This is a genomic window from Mycobacterium sp. TH-M103, from assembly GCF_057473785.1.
Map to the genome: position 1 here is coordinate 1 of NZ_JBYCLG010000072.1, position 23,993 is coordinate 23,993.

Sequence of the window (23,993 nt, forward strand, 5' to 3'; positions counted from 1 at the left end):
CTCGATCTTCCCGATCTTCATGGTCGGCGGGATGATGATGATGATGTTCGGCGGCCGGATGGGCGGCCAGCAGCAGATGAGCCGGCCGAAGCTGGACGCGATGCGCGCGCAGTTCATGCTGATGCTGGACATGCTGCGCGAGACCGCCCACGAGTCGGCCGACAGCATGGACGCCAACTACCGGTGGTTCCACCCGGCGCCCGACACGCTCTCGGCCGCCGTCGGCTCGCCGCGGATGTGGGAGCGCAAGCCCGACGGCAAGGACCTCAACTTCGGTGTCGTCCGGGTCGGCGTGGGCATGACGCGTCCCGAGGTGACCTGGGGTGAGCCCCAGAACATGCCGACCGACATCGAGCTCGAACCGGTGACCGGTAAGGCGCTGCAGGAGTTCGGGCGCTACCAGAGCGTCGTCTACAACCTGCCCAAGATGATCTCGCTGCTGGTCGAGCCGTGGTACGCGCTGAACGGGGAGCGCGAGCAGGTGCTGGGACTGATGCGGGCGATCATCTGCCAGCTGGCCTTCTCGCACGGCCCCGACCACGTCCAGATGATCGTGGTGAGCTCCGACCTCGACGAGTGGGACTGGGTGAAGTGGCTGCCCCACTTCGGCGACCCCCGGCGTCACGACGCGGCGGGCAACGCGCGGATGGTGTACGGCTCGGTGCGCGAGTTCGCCGCCGAGCAGGCCGAGTTGTTCGCCGGTCGCGGCTCGTTCACGCCCCGGCACGCCAGCTCCTCGGCGCAGACGCCGACGCCGCACACCGTGATCATCGCCGACGCCGCAGATCCCCAGTGGGAGTTCGTGATCAGCGCCGAGGGCATCGACGGGGTCACCTTCTTCGACCTGACCGGGTCCTCCATGTGGACCTCGGTCCCCGAGCGGATCCTCAGCTTCGATCACACGGGCATCATCGAGGCGCTGCCCCGCGACCGCGACACCTGGATGGTGATCGACGAGAAGCCGTGGTTCTTCGCGCTCACCGACCACTTCAGCCTCGAGGAGGCCGAGGAGTTCGCGCAGAAGCTGGCGCGCTGGCGGCTCGCCGAGGCGTACGAGGAGATCGGCCAGCGCGTCGCCCACATCGGCGCCCGCGACATCCTGGCCTACTACGGCATCGACGACCCGGCCGACATCGACTTCCACGCGCTGTGGGGCAGCCGCTCCGACCACATGGGCCGGTCGCGGCTGCGCGCGCCGTTCGGCAATCGCTCCGACAACGGCGAACTGCTGTTCTTGGACATGAAGTCGCTGGACGAAGGCGGCGACGGCCCGCACGGCGTCATGTCCGGCACGACGGGTTCGGGTAAGTCGACCCTGGTGCGGACCGTGATCGAGTCGCTGATGCTCAGCCACCCGCCGGAGGAACTGCAGTTCGTGCTGGCCGACCTCAAGGGTGGATCGGCGGTCAAGCCGTTCGCCGGAGTGCCGCACGTGTCGCGCATCATCACCGACCTGGAAGAGGACCAGGCGCTGATGGAGCGCTTCCTGGACGCGCTGTGGGGCGAGATCGCGCGCCGCAAGGCGATCTGCGACAGCGCCGGCGTCGACGATGCCAAGGAGTACAACTCGGTGCGCCTCCGGATGCGCGCCCGCGGCCAGGACATGCCGCCGCTGCCGATGCTCGTGGTCGTCATCGACGAGTTCTACGAGTGGTTCCGCATCATGCCGACTGCGGTCGACGTCCTCGACTCGATCGGCCGCCAGGGCCGTGCCTACTGGATCCACCTGATGATGGCGTCGCAGACCATCGAGAGCCGGGCCGAAAAGCTCATGGAGAACATGGGTTACCGCCTGGTGTTGAAGGCCCGCACCGCGGGCGCGGCCCAGGCGGCCGGTGTGCCCAACGCGGTGAACCTGCCCGCCCAGGCCGGCCTGGGTTACTTCCGCCGCAGCCTCGAGGACATCGTCCGGTTCCAGGCGGAGTTCCTGTGGCGCGACTTCGTTCCGCGCGGGGTCACGATCGACGGCGACGAAGCGCCCGCGCTGGTGCACAGCATCGACTACGTGCGCCCGCAGCTGTTCACCAACGCCTTCACCCCGCTCGAGGTCAGCGTCGGGGGACCGGACCAGGTCGCGATCCCGACCAACGGCGAGTCGGCCGAGCCGCCGCTGCCCGTCGAGGCCGAGGACGAGGACGAAGAGGGCATCCGGGTACCGAAGGTCGGTACGGTGATCATCGACCAGTTGCGCAAGATCCCGTTCGAGCCCTACCGGCTGTGGCAGCCGCCGCTAAACCAGCCCGTCGCCATTGACGACTTGGTGAACCGGTTCCTCGGGCACCCGTGGCAACAGGACTACGGAACGGCGCGCGACCTGGTCTTCCCGATCGGTATCATCGACCGCCCGTTCAAGCACGACCAGCCGCCGTGGACGGTCGACACCTCGGGCCCCGGCTCCAACGTCCTGATCCTGGGCGCAGGCGGTTCGGGTAAGACGACCGCGCTGCAGACGCTGATCTGCTCGGCCGCGCTGACCCACACCCCCGAGCAGGTCCAGTTCTACTGCCTGGCCTACAGCAGCACCGCGTTGACCACGGTCGCGCAGCTGCCCCACGTGGGTGAGGTGGTCGGTCCCACGGACCCCTACGGCGTGCGCCGCACCGTGGCCGAGCTGCTGGCGCTGGTGCGGGACCGCAAGCGCACCTTCCTCGAATACGGGATCGCCTCGATGGAGGTGTTCCGGCGCCGCAAGTTCGGTGGCGCCTCGGGTCCCGTGCCCGACGTGTTCGGCGACGTCTACCTGGTGATCGACAACTACCGGGCGCTCGCGGAGGAGAACGAGGTCCTGATCGAACAGGTCAACCTGATCATCAACCAGGGCCCTTCGTTCGGTGTGCACGTGATCGTCACCGCCGACCGCGAGTCGGAATTGCGCCCGCCGGTGCGCAGCGGCTTCGGTTCGCGTGTCGAGTTGCGGCTGGCCGCGGTGGAGGACGCCAAGCTGGTGCGTTCCCGGTTCGCCAAGGACGTGCCGGTCAAGCCGGGCCGCGGCATGGTCGCCGTGAACTACGTCCGCCTCGACGCCGACCCGCAGTCAGGTCTGCACACCCTGGTCGCCCGGCCCGCGCTGGCCAGCACACCCGACAACACCTTCGAGTCCGACAGCATCGTCGAAGCGGTCAGCAGGCTGACCAGCGGCCAGGCCCCGCCGGTGCGCCGGCTGCCAGCCACGTTCGGCGTGCAGCAGGTGCGGGAGCTGGCCGCCCGGGACACCCGCCAGGGTGTCGGCGCCGGCGGCATCGCATGGGCGATCTCGGAGCTGGACCTTAACCCGGTCTATCTCAACTTCGGCGAGAACTCGCACCTGATGATCACGGGCCGACGCGAATGCGGGAAGACCACCACGTTGGCCACCATCATGGCCGAGATCGGGCGGCTGTACGCCCCGGGCGCCACCAGTGCGCCCGCCACGTCGCAACGTTCGGCTCAGGTCTGGCTGGTCGACCCGCGCCGTCAACTGTTGACGGCGCTGGGCTCCGACTACGTGGAGAAGTTCGCCTACAACCTCGACGGCGTCCAGGCGATGATGGGCGAGTTGGCGGCGGTCCTGGCGGGCCGCGAGCCGCCGCCCGGCCTTTCGGCCGAGCAGCTGCTCTCGCGGTCGTGGTGGAGCGGCCCGGAGATCTTCCTGATCGTCGACGACATCCAGCAGCTCCCGACGGGGTTCGACTCGCCGCTGCACAAGGCCGTCCCGTGGGTGACCAGGGCCGCCGACGTGGGCCTGCACGTGATCGCCACCCGATCCTTCGGTGGCTGGTCCTCGGCGGGCAGCGACCCGATGCTGCGAGCGCTGCACCAGGCCAACGCACCGCTGCTGGTGATGGACGCCGACCCCGACGAGGGCTTCATCCGCGGCAAGATGAAGGGCGGCCCGCTGCCCCGTGGCCGTGGCCTGCTGATGGCCGAGGACACCGGTGTGTTCGTGCAGGTGGCGGCGACCGAGGTGCGCAAGTAGAGAGTTCGCGATCGTTGCGCTGGGGCGGCCTGGATTGGCCGGGTCAGCCCCAGCGCAGCGGTAACGCCTTGAGCGCGAACGTCTTCGACGGGAACGCGATCTCGGGAATGTAGTCCGCGGGCAGCTCGAAATCGGGAATCTGGTCGAGCCATTCCCCGACGACCACCGTCAGTTCCATCCGGCCCAGGTGCGAGCCCAGACAGCGGTGCGGCCCGCCGCCGAACCCCCAGTGCCGGTGCACTTTTCCGTCCATCACCAGTTCGTCGGTGGAGGTCTCGTCGCTGCCGTCGCGGTTGACCGCGGCCATGCACAACCGCACCGGTGTGCCCGCCGGCAACGTCATGCCGCCGACGGTGACGACCTCCGTGGTCACCCGGGGCGCGACCGGCGCCGAGGGCTCCAGCCGGACGATCTCCTCGATGAAAACCCGGATCTGCTTGGGGTTGCCGCGGAGCTGGGCGCGCAGCGCGGGCCTGCGGGCCAGTTCGTACAGGGAGAACCCGATCGCCGCGGTGACCGTGTCCAGACCCGCCAGCACCAGCAGGTGGGTCATGCCCAACAGCTCGAGGTCGGTGAATTCGCCCGGGCCGGTCATCACCCGCGACAACATGTCGGAACCGGGATTCTCCCGCCGTTGCCGGATCGCCTCGGCGAGATACGTCAACAACTTGTTGCCCTCGGCGAAGTCCTCCTGCGTGAGGTAGGGCTTGTCGGTCACGATCGCGTCCTTCCAGGCGATCACCTGGTCCCGGTCCTCGAGGGGCAGTCCGTAGAGATCGAGGAAAACCTGGAACGGGTACAGCCGGGCGAGGTCCGCCATAGCGTCGCACTCGCCCCTCGCGGCGAACGCCCCGATCATCTCGGCGGCATGGCGTTCGAGCACCGCCCGGGATCTGCTGAGTGCCTGCGGGCTGAAATACGGCTGCAGCACCTTGCGGTAACGGGTGTGTTCGGGCGGGTCGAACGCCAACGGCACCACCGGCAGGGGGCTGCCCGGGGGTTGCAGCGCCAGCCGCGAGGAGAACACCTTGGGGTTGCGCAGCGCCGCCAGCACGTCCTCCCGCCGCGTCAGGTAGTAGTGGCCGTTCATGTAGACCACCGGCCCGGCGTCGCGCAACGCCTTCCATCCGACGCCGCGGTCTTGGTCCATTGGCAGCTTCGAGTACTCGAGGCGCGGCAGGTAGAACGAGCCGGGCTGGCCTTGCTCGGGAGCGCTCATGCTCTGTTCTCCGCTTGCTGAGGGTGTCTTCGGGGCGTGATGGCACACCAATCTTGCATCGGCGCCCCTCGGGCGCCGGTGACCGGGTCAGCCCCAGCGCAACGGCAGCGATTTCAGCGCGAGCGCTTTCGACGGGAATTCGACGTCCGGAGTGTAGCCCGGCAGCAGTTCGAAGTCGGGAATCTGCCGGAGCCATTCGTCGACGATCACGGCGAGCTCGAGCCGGGCCAGGTGGGAGCCCAGGCAGCGGTGCGGCCCGCCGCCGAACCCCCAGTGCCGGTGCACCTTTCCGTCCATCACCAGTTCGTCGGTGGACATCTCGTCGCTGCCGTCACGGTTGATCGCGGCGATGCACAGCCGCACGGGTGTGCCCGGGGGCAGCGTCATGCCACCCACCTTGGCGAAGTCGGTGGTGACCCGGGCCACCACCGGCGCCGAGGGCTCCAGCCGGATGATCTCCTCGACGAACACCCGTACCTGCCTGGCGTCCTCACGCAGCCCACCGCGCAACGCGGGCCGCCGTGCCAGCTCGAACAGCGAGAATCCGATCGCCGCGACCACCACATCCAGATCGGCCAGGATCTGCAGGAAGACCGTGCCGAGCACTTCGAGGTCACTGAGTTCGCCGGGCCCGTTCAGGACCTGCGAGAGCATGTCGGCGCCGGGGCTGCGACGACGTTGCCGGACGGCGTCGGTGAAATATGCCAGCAACGCCTCGCCCTGGCCCGCGTCGGACCTGCCGGCCACCACGGCGTCTTTCCAGCCGATCACGAGGTCCCGGTCCTCCAGCGGCAGCCCGTAGAGGTCCATGAACACCTGGAACGGGTAGAGGCGCGCGAAGTCGGCCATTGCCTCGCACCGGCCCAGGCCGGCGAGGCTCGCGACCATGTCGGCGGCGTGGCGCTCCAGCACCGGCCGGGACCTGCCCACCGCCTGCGGGCTGAAGTAGGGGTCCAGGATCGTGCGGTAGAACTTGTGCTCGGGCGGGTCGAACGCCAACGGCACCACCGGCACCGGACTGCTGGCGGGCTGCAGCGCCAGTCGGGTCGAGAAGAGCGTGGGATCGTGCAGCGCCGCGAGCACGTCCTCCCGGCGGGTCAAGTAGTAGTGGCCGTTCATGTACACGACCGGCCCGGCGTCCCGCAACGCCTTCCATCCGGCGCCTCGGTCCCTGCCGAGCGGCAACGCCGCGTAGTCCAGCCGCGGCATTTGGAACGCCCCCGACTGGTATTCGCCGTCAGCGCTCATGCGTTGAGTTCCAGTGCAGCGGCAATGACTTGAGCGCGAAGGTTTTCGACGGGAACGGGATCTCCGGCACGTAGCCTTCGGGCAGTTCGAAGTCGGGGATCTGCCTGAGCCACTCGCCGACGATGATGGTCAGTTCTATCCGGGCCAGATGCGAGCCCAGGCACCGGTGCGGACCACCCCCAAACCCCCAGTGCCGGTGCATCTTTCCGTCCACGACCAGCTCATCGGTGGATATCTCGTCGCTGCCGTCGCGGTTGATGGCCGCCGTGCACAACCGCACCGGTGTGCCGGGGGGCAGCGTCATGCCGCCCACCTTGACGAAGTCGGTGGTGACCCGGGCCGCAGCCGGCGCCGACGGCTCCAGCCGGACGATCTCCTCGATGAAAACCCTTGTTTGCCTTGAATTTTCGCGGATCTGGGCGCGCAGCTGCGGCCTGCGCGCCAGCTCGAAGAGCGAGAACCCGATCGCCGCGGCCACCGTGTCCAGACCGGACAGGATCAGCAGGTGCGTCATCCCGAGCAGCTCGAGATCGGTGAGCTCGCCAGGGCCGGTCATGATCTGCGACAACAGGTCGGAGCCCAGGTTCTGGCGGCGTCGCTCGATGACGTCGGCAAAATAGGCGTACAGCTCGTCCCCCTCGGACTTGCCGGTCACCACGGCGTCTTTCCAGCGGATCACGCGGTCGCGGTCCTGCAGCGGCAGGCCGTAGAGGTCCATGAAGACCTGATAGGGGTAGAGCCGCCCGAACTCGGCCATCACCTCGCACTCGCCGCGCCCCGCCAGGGCCGCGATCATGTCCCTGGCGTGGCGCTCCAGCACGGGCCGCGACTTGCTCAGGCCCTCCGGGCTGAAGTACGGGTGCAGGATCTTGCGGTAGCGGGTGTGCTCGGGCGGATCGAACGCCGACGGCAGCACGGGCACGGGGCTACCGGGGGGCTGCAGCGCCAATTGCGCCGAGAACAGGTTGGCCTCGCGCAGCGCCATCAGCACGTCCTCGCGGCGGGTCAGGTAGTAGGCGCCGTTCATGTACACGACCGGTCCGGCATCGCGCAGCGTCTTCCATCCGGCGCCCCGGTCCTCGGCCATCGGCAGCGTCGAATACTCCAGCCGCGGCATGGGAGAGGCGCCCGGCTGCCAGTCGTCGAGAATGCTCATGCGCGCTGGTGTCCGCCTATCTTGTTCGTGACCGCCCATACGGCAGCCGCAGCGAAGCCGCACCGATCGGATCTCGGCCGCTACGCCCCGCTGAGGCCGTGGGCCTTGGTGCGGGCATCTGCCAAACCCTACCGACCGACTAATCTACCTAGCGAGTTGTCAATCCGACCTGGCGCGCTCGTCGGGCCGCCGAAGAAGGAACTCAGGTGAAGGTTCGTCTCGAGAAGTCGAAATGTGTAGGGCACGCACAGTGTTACGCCGTCAGTTCGGAGCTGTTCCCGATCGACGACTCGGGATATTCGATCCTCGAGGAGCACGAGGTACGGCCCGAGGACGAGGAGCTGACGCGCGAAGGTGTGGCCTCCTGCCCGGAAATGGCGCTGGTCCTCGACGAGGATTGACGGAAATATCCGCTCAGTCGACAGCCGAGCAAACGGCAAATGAACGGCAGTTGACTTCGAGTGAACAGTGGTCGGCGGGTAATGAACAGTTGGCGTCTCAGGTCGGTGTCCCGCTTATAACGGGTTAATGTCTTTGGCGAGCGACAGGTCAGCCCACAAGCGAGCTGTCGCTCGGTTGCTGACTATGGGGGTGTCCAGACAGGATGTGCGCGCCGCTCGTGACCGGGCTCACGGGAATCCCGTTGAGGGATCACTAGTCCGGCACAGCGAACCAACACGCCAACTTGTTTGGGTCCGCCCCTCGACTGGATTTGCTAACTGTGAACCCACAGCTCAAAGCTCCACCGGCTCAGCGGCCCGGAAGTAGCGAATGTGACGAGGCCGTGACCGCGGTCTCCGCTAGGTCTTGTTCGAACGTCGGGGTCGCGTGGCGGCCACGGCCCAATGAGGGAGGGCACGGTGTTTGACTTCGGGGCGCTACCGCCCGAAATCAATTCCGGTCGCATGTACACGGGTCCTGGATCGGCGCCCATGATGGCCGCCGCGTCGGCTTGGGACGGATTGGCGGCCGAGCTGAGCACGGCCGCCGCCGGTTACGGTTCGACGATGACGGAATTGACCAGTGGACCATGGGTGGGGCCGGCGTCGGCTTCGATGATGTCCGCCGTTGCGCCGTATGTGAGTTGGCTCAGCGCGGCGGCCGGTCAGGCCGAGGAGACCGCCAATCAGGCCCGGGCGGCCGCGGGCGCGTACGAGACCGCGTTCGCGATGACGGTGCCGCCGCCGGTGATCGCGGCGAACCGCGCATTGCTGCTGATGTTTATTGCGACCAACTTCTTCGGGCAGAACACCCCGGCGATTGCGGCCACCGAGGCGCAGTACATGGAGATGTGGGCGCAGGACGCGGCGGCGATGTACGGCTACCTGGGGTCGTCGCTGACCGCCTCGCAGCTGGTGCCGTTCAACTCCCCGCCGAAGACCACCACCCCGAACGCGGGTGCCGACCAGGCAATGGCGGTTGCCCAGGCGGTCGCCACCCCGGCCGGCAACTCCGCGCAGACCACCGCGACCACCACCCCGCAGCTGGTGCCGGCGGCGGTGACGCCGCACGCGATCTCGGCGGCCACCGCGCTGCCGCAGCCGCTGCAGCAGCTGCAGAACATGCTCACGACGGCCACCACGAACCCGGCGGCGCTGCCATGGCCGCTGAACCAGATCCCCACCGCGTGGAACACCTCCGGGATCAATCAGGCGACCTACTACACGTTGTTCCACAACTTGCTGCAGGTGTACAACGGCTACGGTACGAGCTACCACGGGTACCAGGAGGGACAGCAGCTGGTGTTCGGCGCCGGTACCACGGCCGGCGCGGGCGGTTACTGGTATCCGACACCGCAGTTCGCGCAGCTCGGCCTCGGCGCCCACAGCGTCTCGGCGGTGTCGGCCAGCACGGGTGGGGCCGGTCGGGTCGGGGGCCTGTCGGTGCCGTCGGGATGGACCACGCCGGCCACACCGGCGACGGAGGTCAGCTCCAGCGTCAAGGGTGTGGAGGGCACCCCCGTCCACGCTGCGGCGAACAACGCACCCGGCAACGCCATCCTCCGCGGCATGCCGCTCGGGACGGGGGGCCGGCGGGCCGCCTCCGGGTACGTCAACAAGTACGGGTTCCGCTACAGCGTGGTGGTGCGGCCACCTTCGGCCGGATAGGCCCGGACACGACCATGACCATAAGACTGAAACTCGGAAGCTGTTGAGCGCGAAGATTTTTGGAAAGGAGATCGCATGTCGTTCGTGACTACGCAGCCGGAGGCGTTGGCGTCGGCGGCGGGGACGTTGCAGGGGATTGGCTCGACGCTGAGCGCCCAGAACGCCGCGGCGGCGGCCCCCACTACGGGGGTGGTGCCCGCGGCGGCCGACGAGGTGTCGGCGTTGACCGCGGCGCAGTTCGCCGCACATGCGCAGATGTACCAGGCCGTGAGCGCTCAGGCGCAGGCCATTCATGAGATGTTCGTCAACACCTTGGGCATGAGCTCGGGGTCGTACGCGGCGACCGAGGCGGCCAACGCGGCCGCGACCGGCTAGAGGAGGTCAAAGGTGATTGATTTTGGTGCCATTCCGCCGGAGATAAACTCCGCGCGGATGTATTCGGGTCCGGGTTCGTCGTCGCTGATGGCGGCGGCCTCGGCGTGGAACGGGCTGGCCGCGGAGTTGAACTCCACGGCGCTGGGCTATGACAAGGTGGTCACCGCCCTGAGCAGCGAGGAGTGGTTGGGGCCGGCCTCGGCCTCGATGGCGGCGGCCGTCGCGCCCTATGTGGCGTGGATGAGCACCACCGCGGCCCAGGCCGAGCAGGCCGCCGCCCAGGCGCGGGCGGCCGCGGCGGCCTACGAGAGCGCGCTGGCGGCCACGGTGCCCCCGCCGCTGGTGGCGGCCAACCGCACCGAGACGGCCCAGGCGATCGCGACCAACGTGCTGGGGCAAAACACCGGGATCATCGCCCAGTTGGAGGCCCAGTACGCCCAGATGTGGGCTCAGGACGCCACCGCGATGTACACCTATGCGGCCCAGTCCTCGACGGCGACCAAGGTGACGCCCTACAAGAACGCACCGGCCATCGCCAACCCCGCGGCCCAAAGCCTGCAGACCGCCGCCACCACTACCGCGGCGGGCGGGCCGGCCACCAACAACCTGCAGAACATCATCTCGTCGCTGCCGAGCACACTGCAGGGCCTCTCGAATCCGACCTCGACCACCAACATGATGACGCAGTTCCAGAACGCCAACCCCTTGCTCCAAGAGCTGTGGTTCGTCATCAGTGGTCAAAGTGTGCTGCCCAACAACATCGGGACGTTCGTCACCGGTTACAACAGCTACTCGGCCCTCTGGTACAACACGGAAGGTCTGCCCTACTTCTCCGTTGGTATGGGCAACTTCGGTATCCAGATCGCCAAGACCACGGGTGCACTGGGCGGTGTCGCGCCCGCGGCCGCCGGTGCCGCCAAGTCCCTGCCTGGTCTGGGCGGGCTGGGCGGCCTGCTCGGCGGTGGCGGCGGCGTCGCCGCACACGCGGCGTCGGCAACGGCGTCCATGGGCAACGCGGCCTCCATTGGCAAGCTCGCTGTGCCGGTGTCCTGGTCGGGGGCCACCGCGCCGCTGGCGCACACCCCTGCCCAGCTGGTCAGCACCGTCAGCGCCGCCCCCGAGGCCGCAGCCAGTGGCGGACCCGGCAACGTGCTCGGCGGCATGCCGCTGGCCGGTGCCGGCGCCGGCAGCGGGGTCGGGTCCGGGCCGCGGTACGGGTTCCGGCCCGTCGTCATGGCGCGCCCGCCCTTCGCCGGGTAACGATCGACCGACCCGGTCGGGTGCCGTGCCGATGCGCTCAGCGCCGTCGGCACGGCACCCGTCGGCGTTTCGGCGCAGGTGTTATCCGCGGCCGGATTTTTACCCGTAGCCGCCCTCGGCGACCGCACCGAAACCTCCGGTCCAGGCGCGCCCGGCGGTGTGGCATCGGTGCTGTTCAGCGCGTGTGCGGCGGGCTCCGGCGAGATGCGGCACCTCGGCGTCGGGCCGGTGCGCGTGCGGTGGGCACGGACCGTCGGGCGTCCCGGTACGGGAGCGCGCCGATCTAGCCTCGCAGGCAAGAGATTGGGAGAACTCGTCTCCCCGGACAGCTTGCGAGGCCCCACATGTCGTTCGACGTCGGCGTTCGCTAGCCATGGACTTCGGGGCGCTGCCGCCGGAGATCAACTCGGGCCGGATGTACGCCGGCCCGGGGTCGGGTTCCCTGATGGCGGCGGCCGGCGCGTGGGACGGCCTTGCGGCCGAACTGGATTCGGCGGCGACCGGGTGGGCGAGCGTCATCGCCGAGTTGAGCGGCTCGCCGTGGCTGGGGCCGGCGTCACGGTCCATGGCGGCCTCGGCCGCCGTCGTCGTGTCCTGGCTGGGTGCCGCAGCCACAGCGGCCGGGGAGACCGCCGATCGCGCCCGGGCGGCCGCGGCCGCTTTCGAGACCGCGTTCTCCTCGACGGTTCCCCCGCCCGTGATCGCCGCCAACCGGGCGACGTCCGCGACGCTGGTCGCGACCAACTTCTTCGGGCAGAACGCTGCCGCCATCGCGGCCCTGGAAGCCCAGTACGCCGAGATGTGGGCGCAGGACGCGACCTCGATGTACGACTACGCCGCCGACTCGGCGACCGCCACGCGACTGCGTCCGTTCGCCGAGCCGGCACAGCGCGTTGACCCGGCGGGGCTCGACGCCGTCCCGCAACTGCTGCAACAACTTTCGGTACAGTCGACTGCCTACGGCGCCGAAGTGAACGGCAACCACCTGGTTCAGCTGCTGGGCTCCGTCGGCCCCAACCAGCGCCAGGCCGTGTTCCGCGCATTCCCCGGCCTCGCCTATCTCGGGCAGGGGATCGCGACGTTCGGCTCCCAGATCGGACAACAACTGACGTTCGGCGCGGGCGGATCGACCGCCGGCGCCGGCGGGGCCTGGTATCCGACGCCCCGGTTCGCCCGCCTCGGCCTCCGTGGCCCCGGGCCGGTGGGCGCCCGGGTGGGCTCGGCCGACCGCGTCGGGCGGCTCTCCGTGCCGCCGGCCTGGGCCCATTCACCCGGCTCGCCGCGCGAACCGGCCGCCGGCGCCGTGGGCGTCGACCGTGCCGACGACCTGCAGGGCAGGGCCGGCGGTCCGCCGCGTGCGGTCCCGACGGGCGGCGCCGCACGTCGCGCAGCAGTCGGTTCGTCCCGCGAGTACGGGTTCAGGCGCAGCGTCCTCGTGCGGCCGCCGTCCGCCGGGTAGCGCCACGCCCGACACCGTTTCCCGCGACCGGATTTTATTGCAGCGCGCCGCCGGGGGGCCGCCGGCGCGACGGGCGCCGCCGAGCGCGGCCCCCGCCGGTATCCGCAGATCACACGGCACACTCGGAACCTCGCCACGGCGCCGGGGCGCGGCGGGAACGGCCCGTCGCGGCGAGCCGGGCACCGGCCCGGCCGGCCCGCAGACCGGCCCGGCCGCACTAGCGTCGCGTTCAGCCGGGGCACCGCCGAACGGGGGACCCCGCACGACGATCCAGGGGAGCGGCGACATGCCGGATGCAGGTGCGCCCGCGACGGCGGCCGGCCATGACTGACTTCGGATCGCTGCCGCCCGAAATCAACTCCGGGCGCATGTATGCCGGGCCGGGTTCCGCCTCGCTGATGACGGCGGCCTCGGCATGGGATGCCCTCGCCGCTGATCTGGCGGCGGCGGCCCTGAGCTATGCGCAGACGGTGATCGCACTGGGGAGTGAGGAGTGGCTGGGGCCTGCGTCGACGTCGATGGCCGAAAAGGTCGCCCCGTACGTGGCGTGGCTCGGCACCACGGCCACGCGAGCCGAGCAGGCGGCGACCCAGGCCAGGGCGGCTGCGGCGGCGTTCGAGACCGCATTCTCCTCGATGGTGCCCCCGCCGGCGATCGCGGCCAACCGTGCGACGCTCGCGCGCCTGACGTCCACCAACCTGCTTGGCCAAAACGCGGGCGCGATCGCGGCGCTGGAGTCCGGCTACGCCGAGATGTGGGCCCGGGATGCCGCGGCGATGTACGCCTACGCCGGATCGTCGGCGAGCGCGTCGTCGGTGACCGCGTTCGCCGTGGCCGGGGAAAGCCCGGCGGCCTCCGGACAGAGCGCGCTACACGATCTGATCGGCCAGATCACCGCTCGGCTGAAAAGCCTGGCGGCGCCGCTGTCATCCCCCCTGCAGGGCGAAGGGAACCATCTGGCCTCGTCGTCGGGCCCGTTGTCCTGGCTGTGGCAGACCGTCTTCGGGACGCCGAGCTTCCCGACAAGCCTGCAATCGCTGCTGACCGCCTACACGCCCTACGCCGGTTTCCTCTACAACACCGAGGGGCTGCCCTATTTCGGCGTCGGGATGGGCAATTCCTTCGTCCAGGTCGCCAAGAGCCTGGGGGCCATCGGTGGCCCGGCGACCACAGCCGCCGGCGGATCAACGAAGGCCGCACCAGGCCTGGGCGGGCTGGGCGGACTGCTGGGCGGCGCCGCCGCGCCCGTCACCGCCCGGCTCGGCGAGGCCGTACCGGTCGGCAGGCTCTCGGTTCCGTCCCTCTGGAGTGAGGCCGCGCCCGCGCCTCGCCCCGCCTTGGAGCCACGGGCGGTCAGCAACGTCAGGGAGGCACCCGACCTCGGGACCGGCCACCTTTTCGGCGGTGTGCCGCTGACCGCACCGGGCGGCGCACCCGGGGCGGGGCCGCGCTACGGGTTCCGCCCCACCGTCATGGCGCGGCCGCCGTTTGCCGGCTAGCTAGCCCCTGGTGGCCGATCCTGGTGCGGGAGCGGCGCCGAAACGAAAGGCCCGGCGATGGGACGGAGCCGCGCCCGGCAAGCGTTGCTGGCCGGTTACGGCCCGGCCGGGCAGTCGATCGACCGCAGTTGACGTGCGTCGCCCATGCCGGACAGGGGTGGTGGGCATCCCCTCTCGGGCCTTTGCCGGGTCACCGGGCCGCGTGGCAGGACACCGGATTTTCACCACCTCACCACCGTCCGGCGGCACCGTGGCCCGTCTACCTGCAGTCCCGCAAACGCACGATTGCTGTGACTGTGTTGTGAGACCTCCCGAGCGGGGCCGGCCGCTGTTACCCTGACGTTACCGAAGGTGAATTCGGCGTGCCGTTTCGTGAACAGTTGCGAACACGGGACGCTGAAGGCAACCTGGGGCTACGTAGTCATCTACTCTCATGCGAGAGCGATTGCTGGAAATTAATCGAGGAGGGAACAGTATGTCGTTCGTGACCACACAGCCGGAAGCTCTGGCTGCGGCGGCCGGGAACCTGCAGGGCATCGGCGCCACCATGAGCGCTCAGAACGCCGCGGCCGCGGCCCCCACGACCGGGGTGGTGCCCGCCGCCGCCGACGAGATTTCGGCGCTGACCGCGGCTCAGTTCGCCGCGCACGCGCAGATGTACCAGGCGGTGAGCGCGCAGGCGCAGGCGATTCACGAGATGTTCGTGAACACGCTGTCGATGAGCTCCGGCTCGTACGCGGCCACCGAGGCCGCCAACGCCGTCGCCGCCGGCTGACCGGATCGGCGATTCGGGGGGGATCGGGACCACCGGCGCATGCTCCGGTGCCCGATTGACCGCCCAGCAGTATCGAGCGGGCCGTCAACTCAAACGTCGTGGTTCGGGTTTGACTTCGTTCGACCGTGGTACAGCGCCCGGACAGCCATCGGCTGCCGGGAAGGGGGACATAAATTTCGTGGGTGCGGTTCGGCGGTGCGTAAGCACGTAACCGTCGGTCCGCCGCCGATCATGTCGACAATGCGCTGAATCAATTCATCAAGACAACAAAGGAGAGAGGCAACATGCCAACACGTTTTATGACCGACCCGCACGAGATGCGTGCGATGGCGGGCCGCTTCGAGGTCCACGCCCAGACCGTCGAGGACGAGGCCCGCAAGATGTGGGCATCGTCGATGAACATCGCCGGTGCTGGCTGGAGCGGCCAGGCTCAGGCCACCTCGTACGACACGATGGGCCAGATGAACCAGGCGTTCCGCAACATCGTCAACATGCTCCACGGGGTGCGCGACGGGCTGATCCGCGACGCCAACAACTACGAGCAGCAAGAGCAGGCCTCGCAGCAGATCCTGGGCAGCTAGCGCCAAAAGGCGAGGCTGCGTACCATTCCAGACGTTAGGAGAACACCGTCATGTCAATCAATTACCAATTCGGCGATGTGGACGCTCACGGTGCCACCATTCGCGCCCAGGCTGCATCGCTCGAGGCCGAACACCAGGCCATCGTCCGTGATGTGCTGGCCGCTGGTGACTTCTGGGGCGGCGCCGGTTCGGTGGCCTGCCAGGAGTTCATCACCCAGTTGGGTCGCAACTTCCAGGTGATCTACGAGCAGGCCAACGCCCACGGCCAGAAGGTGCAGACGGCCGGCAGCAACATGGCCAGCACCGACAGCGCCGTTGGGTCCAGCTGGGCCTAACCCCCAACTTCAGGCGCGGCAGCACACCACATACCGGTGTGCTGCCGCGTCCTGCGGTTACCGATTAACCCGACCTTCGAGGGATAGATGGACCAACAGAGCACCCGCACCGACATCACCGTCAACGTCGATGGTTTCTGGATGCTCCAGGCTCTCCTGGACATTCGGCACGTCGCGCCGGAGTTGCGGTGCCGGCCATTCGTATCTACCGACTCCAACGACTGGCTCAACGAGCATCCCGGCATGGCGGTGATGCGCGAGCAGGGCATTGTCGAGAACGACGAGGTGAACGAGCAAGTGGCTGCCCGCATGCGGGTGCTCGCCGCGCCGGACCTCGAGGTCGTGGCCCTGCTTTCGCGGGGCAAGCTTCTCTACGGCGTGGTAGAGGACGAGGACCAGCCGCCCGGTTCGCGCGACATCCCCGACAACGAGTTCCGGGTGGTGCTGGCCCGGCGGGGGCAGCACTGGGTATCGGCGGTTCGGGTCGGCCCCGACATCACTGTCGACGACGTCGCCGTCGCCGACAGTGCCTCGATCGCGGCGCTGGTGATGGATGGCCTGGAATCGATCCACCACGCGGAACCCGCGGCGATCAACGCGGTCAACGTGCCGCTCGAGGAGATGCTCGAGGCGACGAAATCCTGGCAGGAGTCGGGCTTCAACGTGTTCTCCGGGGGCGATCTGCGACGCATGGGCATCAGCGCCGCCACGGTGGCCGCTTTGGGACAGGCACTGTCCGACCCCGCCGCCGAGGTCGCGGTGTACGCCCGTCAGTACCGGGACGACGCCAAGGGCCCCAGCACGTCCGTACTGTCGCTCAAGGACGGGTCGGGCGGTCGGATCGCCATGTACCAGCAGGCGCGGACGGCGGGCTCGGGGGAGGCGTGGCTGGCCATCTGCCCGGCAACACCCCAGCTCGTGCAGGTGGGCATCAAGACCGTTCTGGACACCCTGCCCTACGGCGAGTGGAAAACCCACAGCAGAGTTTGACGCCCGGATACGAAACACAGAGTTTACCAATGCTTTTGCGCACAACATGCGGCCAGGATGCGGACACGGCATACTTCTCTAGAACCATCAGCAAATTCCAAATGAGTGTCACCACAACTCTTAATCGCGAGGCAAGGCAGATGAAATCCGAATTAGTCGAACTGCACGTGCCGGGCGGCGACGTCGCCTCCGGTAGTGCAGGAGCCGATGCCCCCGCGTGGCTGAGGACACGGGGTTACACATCAACCATTGCAGGGGGTGCAGGGCGATGACCGCGGTAGTTGAAGCGCCACAGGCTGACGTAGAGGGAGTCTCACAGCCTCGGGCGGTCGTGGTCGGCATCATGGCCGGTACGGGTGTGCAGATCGGCGTGTTGTTGGACGCCAACGCCCCAGTGTCGGTGATGACCGATCCGCTGTTGAAGGTCGTAAACAGCAGGCTCCGGGAGCTCGGCGAGGCCACGCTGGAGGCCACCGGGCGCGGGCGCTGGGCGCTGTGTCTGGTCGACGGCACGCCATTACGGGCCACCCAGTCGCTGACCGAACAGGACGTCTACGACGGCGACCGGCTGTGGATCCGGTTCATCCAGGACACCGAGCGCCGGTCGCAAGTCATCGAACACATCTCGACGGCGGTTGCGGCGAACCTCAGCAAACGATACGCCGCGATCGACCCGGGCGCCGCGGTGCAGGTCGGCGCCTCCATGGTGGCGGTCGGCGTTGTCGCGGCGTCGGCGCTGATGGGCTGGTGGCGCTGGGACCACGACTCGTGGCTGCCCACCATCTACGGTGCGCTGATCGGCGCCGTCGTCACGGCGGTCTCCGTGATGCTGCTGATGCGGGCCAAGACGCAGGCCGAACGCCTCGTCGGCGACACCATGCTGATGAGCGGCCTCGCGCCACTCACCGTCGCCGCCGCCGGCGCGCCTCCCGGCAGCGCGGGATCGCCGCAGGCCGTGCTCGGCTTCGGTGTGCTCGCCGTCGCGGCCGCGCTCGCCCTGCGCTTCACCGGCCGGCGGCTGGGGGTCTACACCGCGATCGTCACGATCAGCGCGGTGGCGACGGTTGCCAGTCTGGCGCGGATGGTCGCGATGATCAGCACGGTCACCATGTTCACCTGCATCGTGCTGGCGTGCGTGCTCGTCTACCACGCCGCGCCGGCCCTGTCCCGCCGGCTGGCGGGCATCCGGCTGCCCGTCTTCCCGTCGGCCACCAGCAGATGGGTCTTCGAGGCTCGCCCCGACCTGCCCACCACGGTGGCGCGCTCCGAAGGCGGGCCGCCGGTGTTGGAGGGGCCGGCGTCGGTCCGCGATGTGGTGCTGCAAGCCGAGCGCGCGCGCTCGTTCCTGACGGGTCTGCTCGTCGGACTGGGCGTGCTCACGGTGTTCTCGCTGACCGTGCTCTCCGACCCGCGCACGGGGCAGCGCTGGCTGCCGTTGCTGCTGACCGGTTTCATCGCCGGTTTCCTGATGCTGCGCGGCCGCTCCTACGTCGACCGCTGGCAGTCGATCACCCTGGCCGGTACGTCCGTGATCATCGTCGCGGCCGTGGTAGGGAGATACGCGATCGTGCTGCAGTCCCCGCTGGCGATCTCCATCAGCGTGGCGATCCTGGTGCTGCTGCCGGCGGCCGGCCTGACCGCGGCCGCGGTCGTGCCAAACACCATCTACAGCCCGCTGTTCCGCAAGTTCGTGGAGTGGATTGAATACCTTTGCTTGATGCCGATCTTCCCGCTGGCATTGTGGTTGATGAATGTCTATGCAGCGATCCGATACCGCTAACCGTAGGGTGTGGCGCGGTCGCGCGACCCGTGCGACGGTCGCCGCGCTCCTGCTCACCTCGGGTGCGTTGGCGGGCCTACCGCCCGCCTATGCCATCTCCCCACCGACGATCGACCCTGACGCGGTGCCACCCAACGGTCCGCCCGGACCGCCTGCGCCGATGAAGCAGACCGCCTACTGCACCGAGGTCGGCGTGCTGCCCGGGTCCGATTTCAAGCTGCCGCCGGAGTACATGGACATGCTGAACCTGCCCGAGGCGTGGCAGTTCGGCCGCGGCGCCGGTGTGAAGGTGGCCGTCATCGACACCGGTGTCACTCCGAGCCCCCGGCTTCCCCACCTGATCCCCGGCGGCGACTACATCATGGGCGGGGACGGCTTGTCCGACTGCGACGCGCACGGCACCATCGTCGCGTCGATGATCGGGGCGGCACCGGCCAGCGGAGCGGTACCGCTGCCCGCCGCCCCCCGCAAGCCCGTCACCATTCCGACGACCGAGCCGCCGCCCAAGGCGCCGCCGCCGCAGACGGTGACGTTGTCGCCGCTGCCGCAAACGGTCACGATGGTTCCGCCGACGGAAGAACCTCCACCGCCGTTCGGAGCTCCACCGCCTCCACCTCCACCGCCGCCCTCACCATCCACGCAGCAACCACCTGCTGGGCAAGGTCCGGCGGCCAACCACGAGGGCGGCGGCACGGTGACCATCCCGAGCTACTCGGGTGGCGCGCACGTGACCAGGGTCGACAACCTGCGGGGCCCCCGTCCGCTCGAGCCGGCGCTGCCGACGCAGGCCTCCGACGCCTACAGCGGCATCGCCCCGGACGTCGACATCATCTCGATCCGGCAGTCCAGCCAGGCGTTCGGCCTCAAGGACGCCTATACCGGGGACGAGGATCCGCAGACCCAGGCGAAGATCGACAACGTCGAGACGATGGCGCGGGCGATCGTGCACGCCGCCGACATGGGCGCCCAGGTCATCAACATCTCCGACGTGACCTGCATGAGCGCGCGCAATATCGTCGACCAGCGCTCGCTGGGTGCCGCGGTCCGCTACGCGGCGCTCGACAAGAACGTCGTCATCGTGGCCGCCGCCGGCGACAGCAGCAAAAAGGACTGCAAGCAGAACCCGCTGTTCGACCCGTTGCAACCCAACGATCCGCGCGACTGGAGCGCCGTGACCACCGTCGTGACGCCGTCCTGGTTCAGCGACTACGTCCTCACAGTCGGTGCGGTCAACAACGACGGCCGTCCCCTCAGCCAGGGCGGTCAGGGACAGGGCTCGTCGAGCATCGCCGGTCCCTGGGTCGGGATCGCTGCGCCGGGCACCGACGTGGTGGGACTGTCGCCGCGTGACGACGGCCTGATCAACGCGATCGACGGGCCGGACAACACGCTGCTGGTGCCCAGCGGCACCAGCTTCTCGACCGCGATCGTCTCCGGGGTGGCCGCCCTGGTGCGCGCGAAATACCCGGAGCTGTCGTCCCACCAGATCATCAATCGGTTGACCCGTACGGCCCGGGCGCCCGCGCGTGGCGTGGACAACCAGGTCGGGTACGGTGTCGTTGACCCGGTAGCCGCGTTGACCTGGGACGTCCCCGACGGCCCGGCAAAGCCGCCGCAACATCTTTCGGCGCCGCTGAACATACCCAAGCCGGCCCCGCCTCGCGACGAGGTTCCGGTCTGGGTGGCCGCAGGGGGGCTGACCGCGGCGTTGCTGATAGGCGGCGCGGTGTTTGGTGTCACGATGTTGATGAAGCGCTCGCGTAAGCAGCGATGAGGGCGGGACGGTAATGAAGGCTCAGCGCAGGTTCGGTTTGTCGTTGTCCTGGCCACGGGTCACCGCGGTGTTCGTGGTCGACATCGCGATCCTGATCGTGGCGAGCCACTGCCCGGATTCCTGGCAGGCCGATCACCATGTGGCGTGGTGGGTCGGTGTGGGGCTCGCCACGCTGGTCACCCTGTTGTCGTTGATCACCTACCACGGGATCACGGTCATCTCCGGATTGGCCGCCTGGGTGTGGGACTGGTCCGCCGACCCGGGCACGGCGCTGGCCACCGGATGCACGCCGGCTGTCGACTACCAGCGCCGCTTCGGGCGCGACAAGGTCGGGGTGCGTGAGTACGCCGGCCATCTGGTCGCGGTGATCGGGATCGACAGCGGCGAAGACGACTCGGCGGCGCGCCACCGCCACCGTTCGACCTCGGCCACGCTGCCGGTGCAGGCGGTCGCCGAACAACTGCAGCAATTCGACATCCATCTCGATGACGTCGACATCGTCACCGTGAAGGTGCGCCGCGGGGGCAACGCGGCGGAGCTGTCGGCGCTCGACGACTGGGGTCCCGAGGAGTGGGGGCTGGTCGGCGATCGCCCGACGTCGTATGTGCGCAAGACCTGGCTGGTGCTGCGGATGGACCCGCAGCGCAATGTCGCCGCGGTGGCGGCCCGCGATTCGCTCGCCTCGACGCTGGTGGCGGCGACCGAACGGATCGCCCAGGATCTCGACGGGCAGAGTTGTGTGGCCAAGCCGCTGACCGCCGAGGAACTCGCCGAGGTGGACAAAGCCGTGCTGGCCGACCTGGAAGCGACCTGGAGCCGACCCGGCTGGCGTCATCTCAAGCATTTCAACGGCTTCGCGACCAGCTTCTGGTTGACGCCGTCGGACATCACCACCGAGTCGCTGGAGGAGCTTCTGCTCACCGACGACCCGGACGTCGGCGCGACCGTGATCACGATCCGGCTCAACAGCCGCAGCGGGCAGCCCCGGCTGTCGGCCTGGGTGCGCTACCACAGCGAGGGCAAGCTGCCCAAGGAGTTGTCTGCGGGCCTCAACAGGCTCACTGGCCGCCAGCTGGCCGCGGTGCGCGCCAGCCTGCCCGCGCCGGCGACCCGGCCCATGCTCGTCGTGCCGAGCCGCGAGTTCCTCGCCGACGACGACCTGGTGCTGCCGGTGGGCCAGGTCCGCGAAGACACGGAAAGCGTGCCCACGGGGCAATGACACGCCCGCAGACCACCGCCGAAGACGCCCGTAACGCCATGATCGCCGGTTTGTTGGCGTCCGGAATCTCCGTCAACGGGCTGCAGCCCAGCAACAACCCGCAGGTGGCGGCGCAGATGTTCACCACCGCGACCAGCCTTGACCCGTCGATGTGCGACGGCTGGCTGGCGCGAATCCTCGCCGGTGACCACAGCATCGAGGTGCTCGCCGGCGCATGGGCGGCGGTGCGGACCTTCGGCTGGGAGACCCGCCGCCTGGGCGTCACGGATCTGCAGTTCCGTCCCGAGGTGTCCGATGGGTTGTTCCTGAAGCTAGCGGTCACCAGTGTGGAGTCGCTGGCGTGCGCCTACGCCGCCGTTCTGGCCGAGGCCAAGCGCTACGAGGAGGCGGCGAAGCTGCTCGACAGCATCGAGCCGCGCCACGCCTTCGACGAGGAACTCGTCAACTATGTGCGCGGGGTGCTGTTCTTCCGCACCGGACGCTGGCCCGACGTGCTCGCCCAATTTCCCGAAGGGAAAACCTGGCGCCACCCCGAGTTGAAGGCGGCGGGCGCGGCGATGGCGACCACCGCCCTGGCATCGCTCGGCGTGTTCGAGGAGGCTTTCCGGCGCGGGCAGGACGCCATCGAGGGCGACCGGGTGCCGGGAGCGGCCAACATCGCCCTGTACACCCAAGGCATGTGCCTGCGCCATGTCGGTCGCGAAGAGGAGGCCGTCGAGCTGCTGCGGCGGGTGTACTCGCGCGACCCGAAGTTCACGCCGGCCCGAGAGGCGTTGGACAACCCCAACTTCCGGCTGATCCTGACCGATCCGGAAACCATAGAGGCCCGCACGGACCCGTGGGATCCCGACAGCGCACCCACCCGGGCCCAGGCGGAGGCCGCTCGCCACGCGGAGGCGGCGGCGAAGTACCTGGCCGAAGGCGACGCCGAACTCAACGCGATGCTCGGCATGGAGCGCGCCAAGCGCGAGATCAAGCTCATCAAGTCGACGACCAAGGTCAACATGGCCCGCGCCAAAATGGGCCTGCCGGTGCCCGTGACCTCGCGACACACCTTGCTGCTGGGCCCTCCCGGGACCGGAAAGACCTCAGTGGCAAGGGCTTTCAGCAAACAACTCTGCGGGTTGACCGTGCTGCGCAAGCCGGTGGTGGTGGAAACCAGCCGTACCAAGCTGCTGGGCCGCTACATGGCCGACGCGGAGAAGAACACCGAGGAAATGCTCGAGGGCGCCTTGGGCGGCGCGGTGTTCTTCGACGAGATGCACACCCTGCACGAGAAGGGTTACTCCCAGGGCGACCCCTACGGCAACGCGATCATCAACACGCTGCTGCTGTACATGGAGAACCACCGCGACGAGCTGGTGGTCTTCGGTGCGGGCTACGCCAAGGCGATGGAGAAGATGCTCGACGTGAATCAGGGTCTGCGGCGGCGCTTTTCGACGGTCATCGAATTCTTCAGTTACACCCCGGAGGAGTTGGTCGCGCTGACCAAACTGATGGGGAAGGAGAACGAGGACGTCATCACCGACGAAGCGGCCGCGGCGTTGCTGCCGTCGTACACAAAGTTCTACCTCGACGAGAGCTACTCCGAAGACGGGGACCTGATTCGCGGAATCGACATCCTGGGCAATGCGGGTTTCGTGCGCAATGTCGTAGAGAAGGCCCGCGATCACCGCAGCTTCCGCCTCGACGACGAGGACCTCGACGCGGTGCTATCCAGCGATCTCACCGAGTTCAGCGAGGCGCAGCTGCGCCGCTTCAAGGAGCTGACCCGCGAGGACCTCGCCGAGGGCCTCGGCGCTGCCGTGGCCGAGAAGAAGCCCGACTAGCTGAGGTATACCGGTCGCGCGGTCAGCTCGGTCTGTTCGGTGGGCCAACAGCGTGTGCGATCACCGGTGGCGGCAGGCCGCAACGACCTGTTCGGCTAGGCCGGCAACCTCCGGCCGGTCGACATACGCCGCGCCGTCGAGCGACCCCGCGCCCGTGGTAACCACCGCCCGGTCCAAAATTTTGACCTGTTTGCACCTGGATAAGTTGCGGTATCGAGTTCGCGGAGTGACCCTGTGTGACAGGGTTAAGTGAGACAGCAGCAGTAGCCAATCATCGCTACAGGGCGAGACAGGATCACCATTTTCCGTGACTATGACGATCGCATCCCTGGAGGGGTGCAGTGATAATGACCAAGTGGACAACGTGCCCGATCCAGGTGCTCGGGCGCGGCGGCGCACGTTCACCGCCGAGTACAAGGCCCGCATCCTCG

18 protein-coding genes are annotated in these 23,993 nt (G+C 68.6%); 15 read left to right on the forward strand and 3 right to left on the reverse strand.

Annotation, left to right across the window (positions count from 1 at the left end):
* On the forward strand, nt 1-3,955 hold a 3,955-nt coding region (eccCa, locus tag AC2VOR_RS04250), incomplete at its 5' end, for a type VII secretion protein EccCa (RefSeq protein WP_486963252.1).
* A 43-nt stretch (nt 3,956-3,998) separates the two neighbouring features.
* Here the strand turns inward: eccCa and AC2VOR_RS04255 are convergent.
* The 3 genes from AC2VOR_RS04255 to AC2VOR_RS04265 all read right to left on the reverse strand — a co-directional run bounded on the left by AC2VOR_RS04255 (nt 3,999) and on the right by AC2VOR_RS04265 (nt 7,578).
* Nucleotides 3,999-5,174, reverse strand: coding sequence for a cytochrome P450 (locus AC2VOR_RS04255; RefSeq protein WP_421529031.1), 1,176 nt, complete (start codon nt 5,172-5,174; stop codon nt 3,999-4,001).
* 87 nt (nt 5,175-5,261) lie between these two features.
* Nucleotides 5,262-6,422: a cytochrome P450 gene (locus AC2VOR_RS04260; protein WP_421529032.1), complete on the reverse strand. Its 1,161-nt coding sequence runs from the start codon at nt 6,420-6,422 to the stop codon at nt 5,262-5,264.
* Nucleotides 6,412-7,578, reverse strand: a complete 1,167-nt coding sequence (locus tag AC2VOR_RS04265; RefSeq protein ID WP_421529033.1) for a cytochrome P450 — start codon at nt 7,576-7,578, stop codon at nt 6,412-6,414. Before AC2VOR_RS04265 ends, AC2VOR_RS04260 begins: the two co-directional genes overlap by 11 nt.
* 206 nt (nt 7,579-7,784) lie before the next feature.
* Between AC2VOR_RS04265 and AC2VOR_RS04270 the strand changes: the two genes are divergently transcribed.
* The 14 genes from AC2VOR_RS04270 to eccA all read left to right on the forward strand — a co-directional run bounded on the left by AC2VOR_RS04270 (nt 7,785) and on the right by eccA (nt 23,562).
* A complete protein-coding gene (locus AC2VOR_RS04270) occupies nt 7,785-7,979 on the forward strand; it encodes a ferredoxin (RefSeq protein ID WP_421529034.1) in 195 nt (64 codons plus the stop codon).
* 459 nt (nt 7,980-8,438) lie between these two features.
* Nucleotides 8,439-9,686, forward strand: coding sequence for a PPE family protein (locus tag AC2VOR_RS04275; RefSeq protein ID WP_421529035.1), 1,248 nt, complete (start codon nt 8,439-8,441; stop codon nt 9,684-9,686).
* Between the two features lie 75 nt (nt 9,687-9,761).
* Entirely contained in the window at nt 9,762-10,061 is a 300-nt protein-coding gene (locus AC2VOR_RS04280; RefSeq protein ID WP_144947324.1) for a PE family protein, read from the forward strand.
* A gap of 12 nt (nt 10,062-10,073) precedes the next feature.
* Entirely contained in the window at nt 10,074-11,321 is a 1,248-nt protein-coding gene (locus AC2VOR_RS04285) for a PPE family protein (RefSeq protein WP_421529036.1), read from the forward strand.
* Nucleotides 11,322-11,694: 373 nt separating this feature from the next.
* Nucleotides 11,695-12,780, forward strand: a complete 1,086-nt coding sequence (locus tag AC2VOR_RS04290; protein ID WP_421529037.1) for a PPE family protein — start codon at nt 11,695-11,697, stop codon at nt 12,778-12,780.
* Nucleotides 12,781-13,103: 323 nt separating this feature from the next.
* Nucleotides 13,104-14,279: a PPE family protein gene (locus AC2VOR_RS04295; protein ID WP_421529038.1), complete on the forward strand. Its 1,176-nt coding sequence runs from the start codon at nt 13,104-13,106 to the stop codon at nt 14,277-14,279.
* Nucleotides 14,280-14,754: 475 nt separating this feature from the next.
* Nucleotides 14,755-15,054: a PE family protein gene (locus AC2VOR_RS04300; protein WP_421529039.1), complete on the forward strand. Its 300-nt coding sequence runs from the start codon at nt 14,755-14,757 to the stop codon at nt 15,052-15,054.
* Nucleotides 15,055-15,338: 284 nt separating this feature from the next.
* Complete coding sequence (locus AC2VOR_RS04305) at nt 15,339-15,635, forward strand: WXG100 family type VII secretion target (protein WP_144947330.1); 297 nt, start codon at nt 15,339-15,341, stop codon at nt 15,633-15,635.
* Nucleotides 15,636-15,685: 50 nt separating this feature from the next.
* Nucleotides 15,686-15,970, forward strand: a complete 285-nt coding sequence (locus tag AC2VOR_RS04310; RefSeq protein ID WP_421529040.1) for a WXG100 family type VII secretion target — start codon at nt 15,686-15,688, stop codon at nt 15,968-15,970.
* An 87-nt stretch (nt 15,971-16,057) separates the two neighbouring features.
* Entirely contained in the window at nt 16,058-16,960 is a 903-nt protein-coding gene (locus AC2VOR_RS04315) for an ESX secretion-associated protein EspG (RefSeq protein ID WP_486963253.1), read from the forward strand.
* Nucleotides 16,961-17,228: 268 nt separating this feature from the next.
* The gene (gene eccD / locus AC2VOR_RS04320) at nt 17,229-18,740 is read left to right on the forward strand and encodes a type VII secretion integral membrane protein EccD (RefSeq protein WP_486963254.1); all 1,512 of its coding nucleotides are present in this window, start codon (nt 17,229-17,231) and stop codon (nt 18,738-18,740) included.
* Nucleotides 18,718-20,514: a type VII secretion-associated serine protease mycosin gene (mycP, locus tag AC2VOR_RS04325; protein WP_486963255.1), complete on the forward strand. Its 1,797-nt coding sequence runs from the start codon at nt 18,718-18,720 to the stop codon at nt 20,512-20,514. The genes eccD and mycP overlap by 23 nt, the downstream gene beginning before the upstream one ends.
* Nucleotides 20,515-20,527: 13 nt before the next feature.
* Nucleotides 20,528-21,733 (forward strand): type VII secretion protein EccE, encoded by a 1,206-nt coding sequence (gene eccE, locus AC2VOR_RS04330; RefSeq protein WP_486963256.1) that lies wholly within the window; start codon nt 20,528-20,530, stop codon nt 21,731-21,733.
* Nucleotides 21,730-23,562, forward strand: coding sequence for a type VII secretion AAA-ATPase EccA (gene eccA / locus AC2VOR_RS04335; RefSeq protein WP_486963257.1), 1,833 nt, complete (start codon nt 21,730-21,732; stop codon nt 23,560-23,562). The genes eccE and eccA overlap by 4 nt, the downstream gene beginning before the upstream one ends.
* Nucleotides 23,563-23,993 lie beyond the last annotated feature (431 nt).

Bases quoted from the DNA above. Each gene is read 5' to 3' on its own strand.
- AC2VOR_RS04255 (WP_421529031.1), bottom strand. From the start codon at position 5,174: ATGAGCGCTCCCGAGCAAGGCCAGCCCGGCTCGTTCTACCTGCCGCGC.
- AC2VOR_RS04260 (WP_421529032.1), bottom strand. From the start codon at position 6,422: ATGAGCGCTGACGGCGAATACCAGTCGGGGGCGTTCCAAATGCCGCGG.
- AC2VOR_RS04265 (WP_421529033.1), bottom strand. From the start codon at position 7,578: ATGAGCATTCTCGACGACTGGCAGCCGGGCGCCTCTCCCATGCCGCGG.
- AC2VOR_RS04280 (WP_144947324.1), top strand. From the start codon at position 9,762: ATGTCGTTCGTGACTACGCAGCCGGAGGCGTTGGCGTCGGCGGCGGGG.
- AC2VOR_RS04290 (WP_421529037.1), top strand. From the start codon at position 11,695: ATGGACTTCGGGGCGCTGCCGCCGGAGATCAACTCGGGCCGGATGTAC.
- AC2VOR_RS04295 (WP_421529038.1), top strand. From the start codon at position 13,104: ATGACTGACTTCGGATCGCTGCCGCCCGAAATCAACTCCGGGCGCATG.
- AC2VOR_RS04300 (WP_421529039.1), top strand. From the start codon at position 14,755: ATGTCGTTCGTGACCACACAGCCGGAAGCTCTGGCTGCGGCGGCCGGG.
- AC2VOR_RS04305 (WP_144947330.1), top strand. From the start codon at position 15,339: ATGCCAACACGTTTTATGACCGACCCGCACGAGATGCGTGCGATGGCG.
- AC2VOR_RS04310 (WP_421529040.1), top strand. From the start codon at position 15,686: ATGTCAATCAATTACCAATTCGGCGATGTGGACGCTCACGGTGCCACC.
- AC2VOR_RS04315 (WP_486963253.1), top strand. From the start codon at position 16,058: ATGGACCAACAGAGCACCCGCACCGACATCACCGTCAACGTCGATGGT.
- eccD (WP_486963254.1), top strand. From the start codon at position 17,229: ATGACCGCGGTAGTTGAAGCGCCACAGGCTGACGTAGAGGGAGTCTCA.
- mycP (WP_486963255.1), top strand. From the start codon at position 18,718: ATGCAGCGATCCGATACCGCTAACCGTAGGGTGTGGCGCGGTCGCGCG.
- eccE (WP_486963256.1), top strand. From the start codon at position 20,528: ATGAAGGCTCAGCGCAGGTTCGGTTTGTCGTTGTCCTGGCCACGGGTC.
- eccA (WP_486963257.1), top strand. From the start codon at position 21,730: ATGACACGCCCGCAGACCACCGCCGAAGACGCCCGTAACGCCATGATC.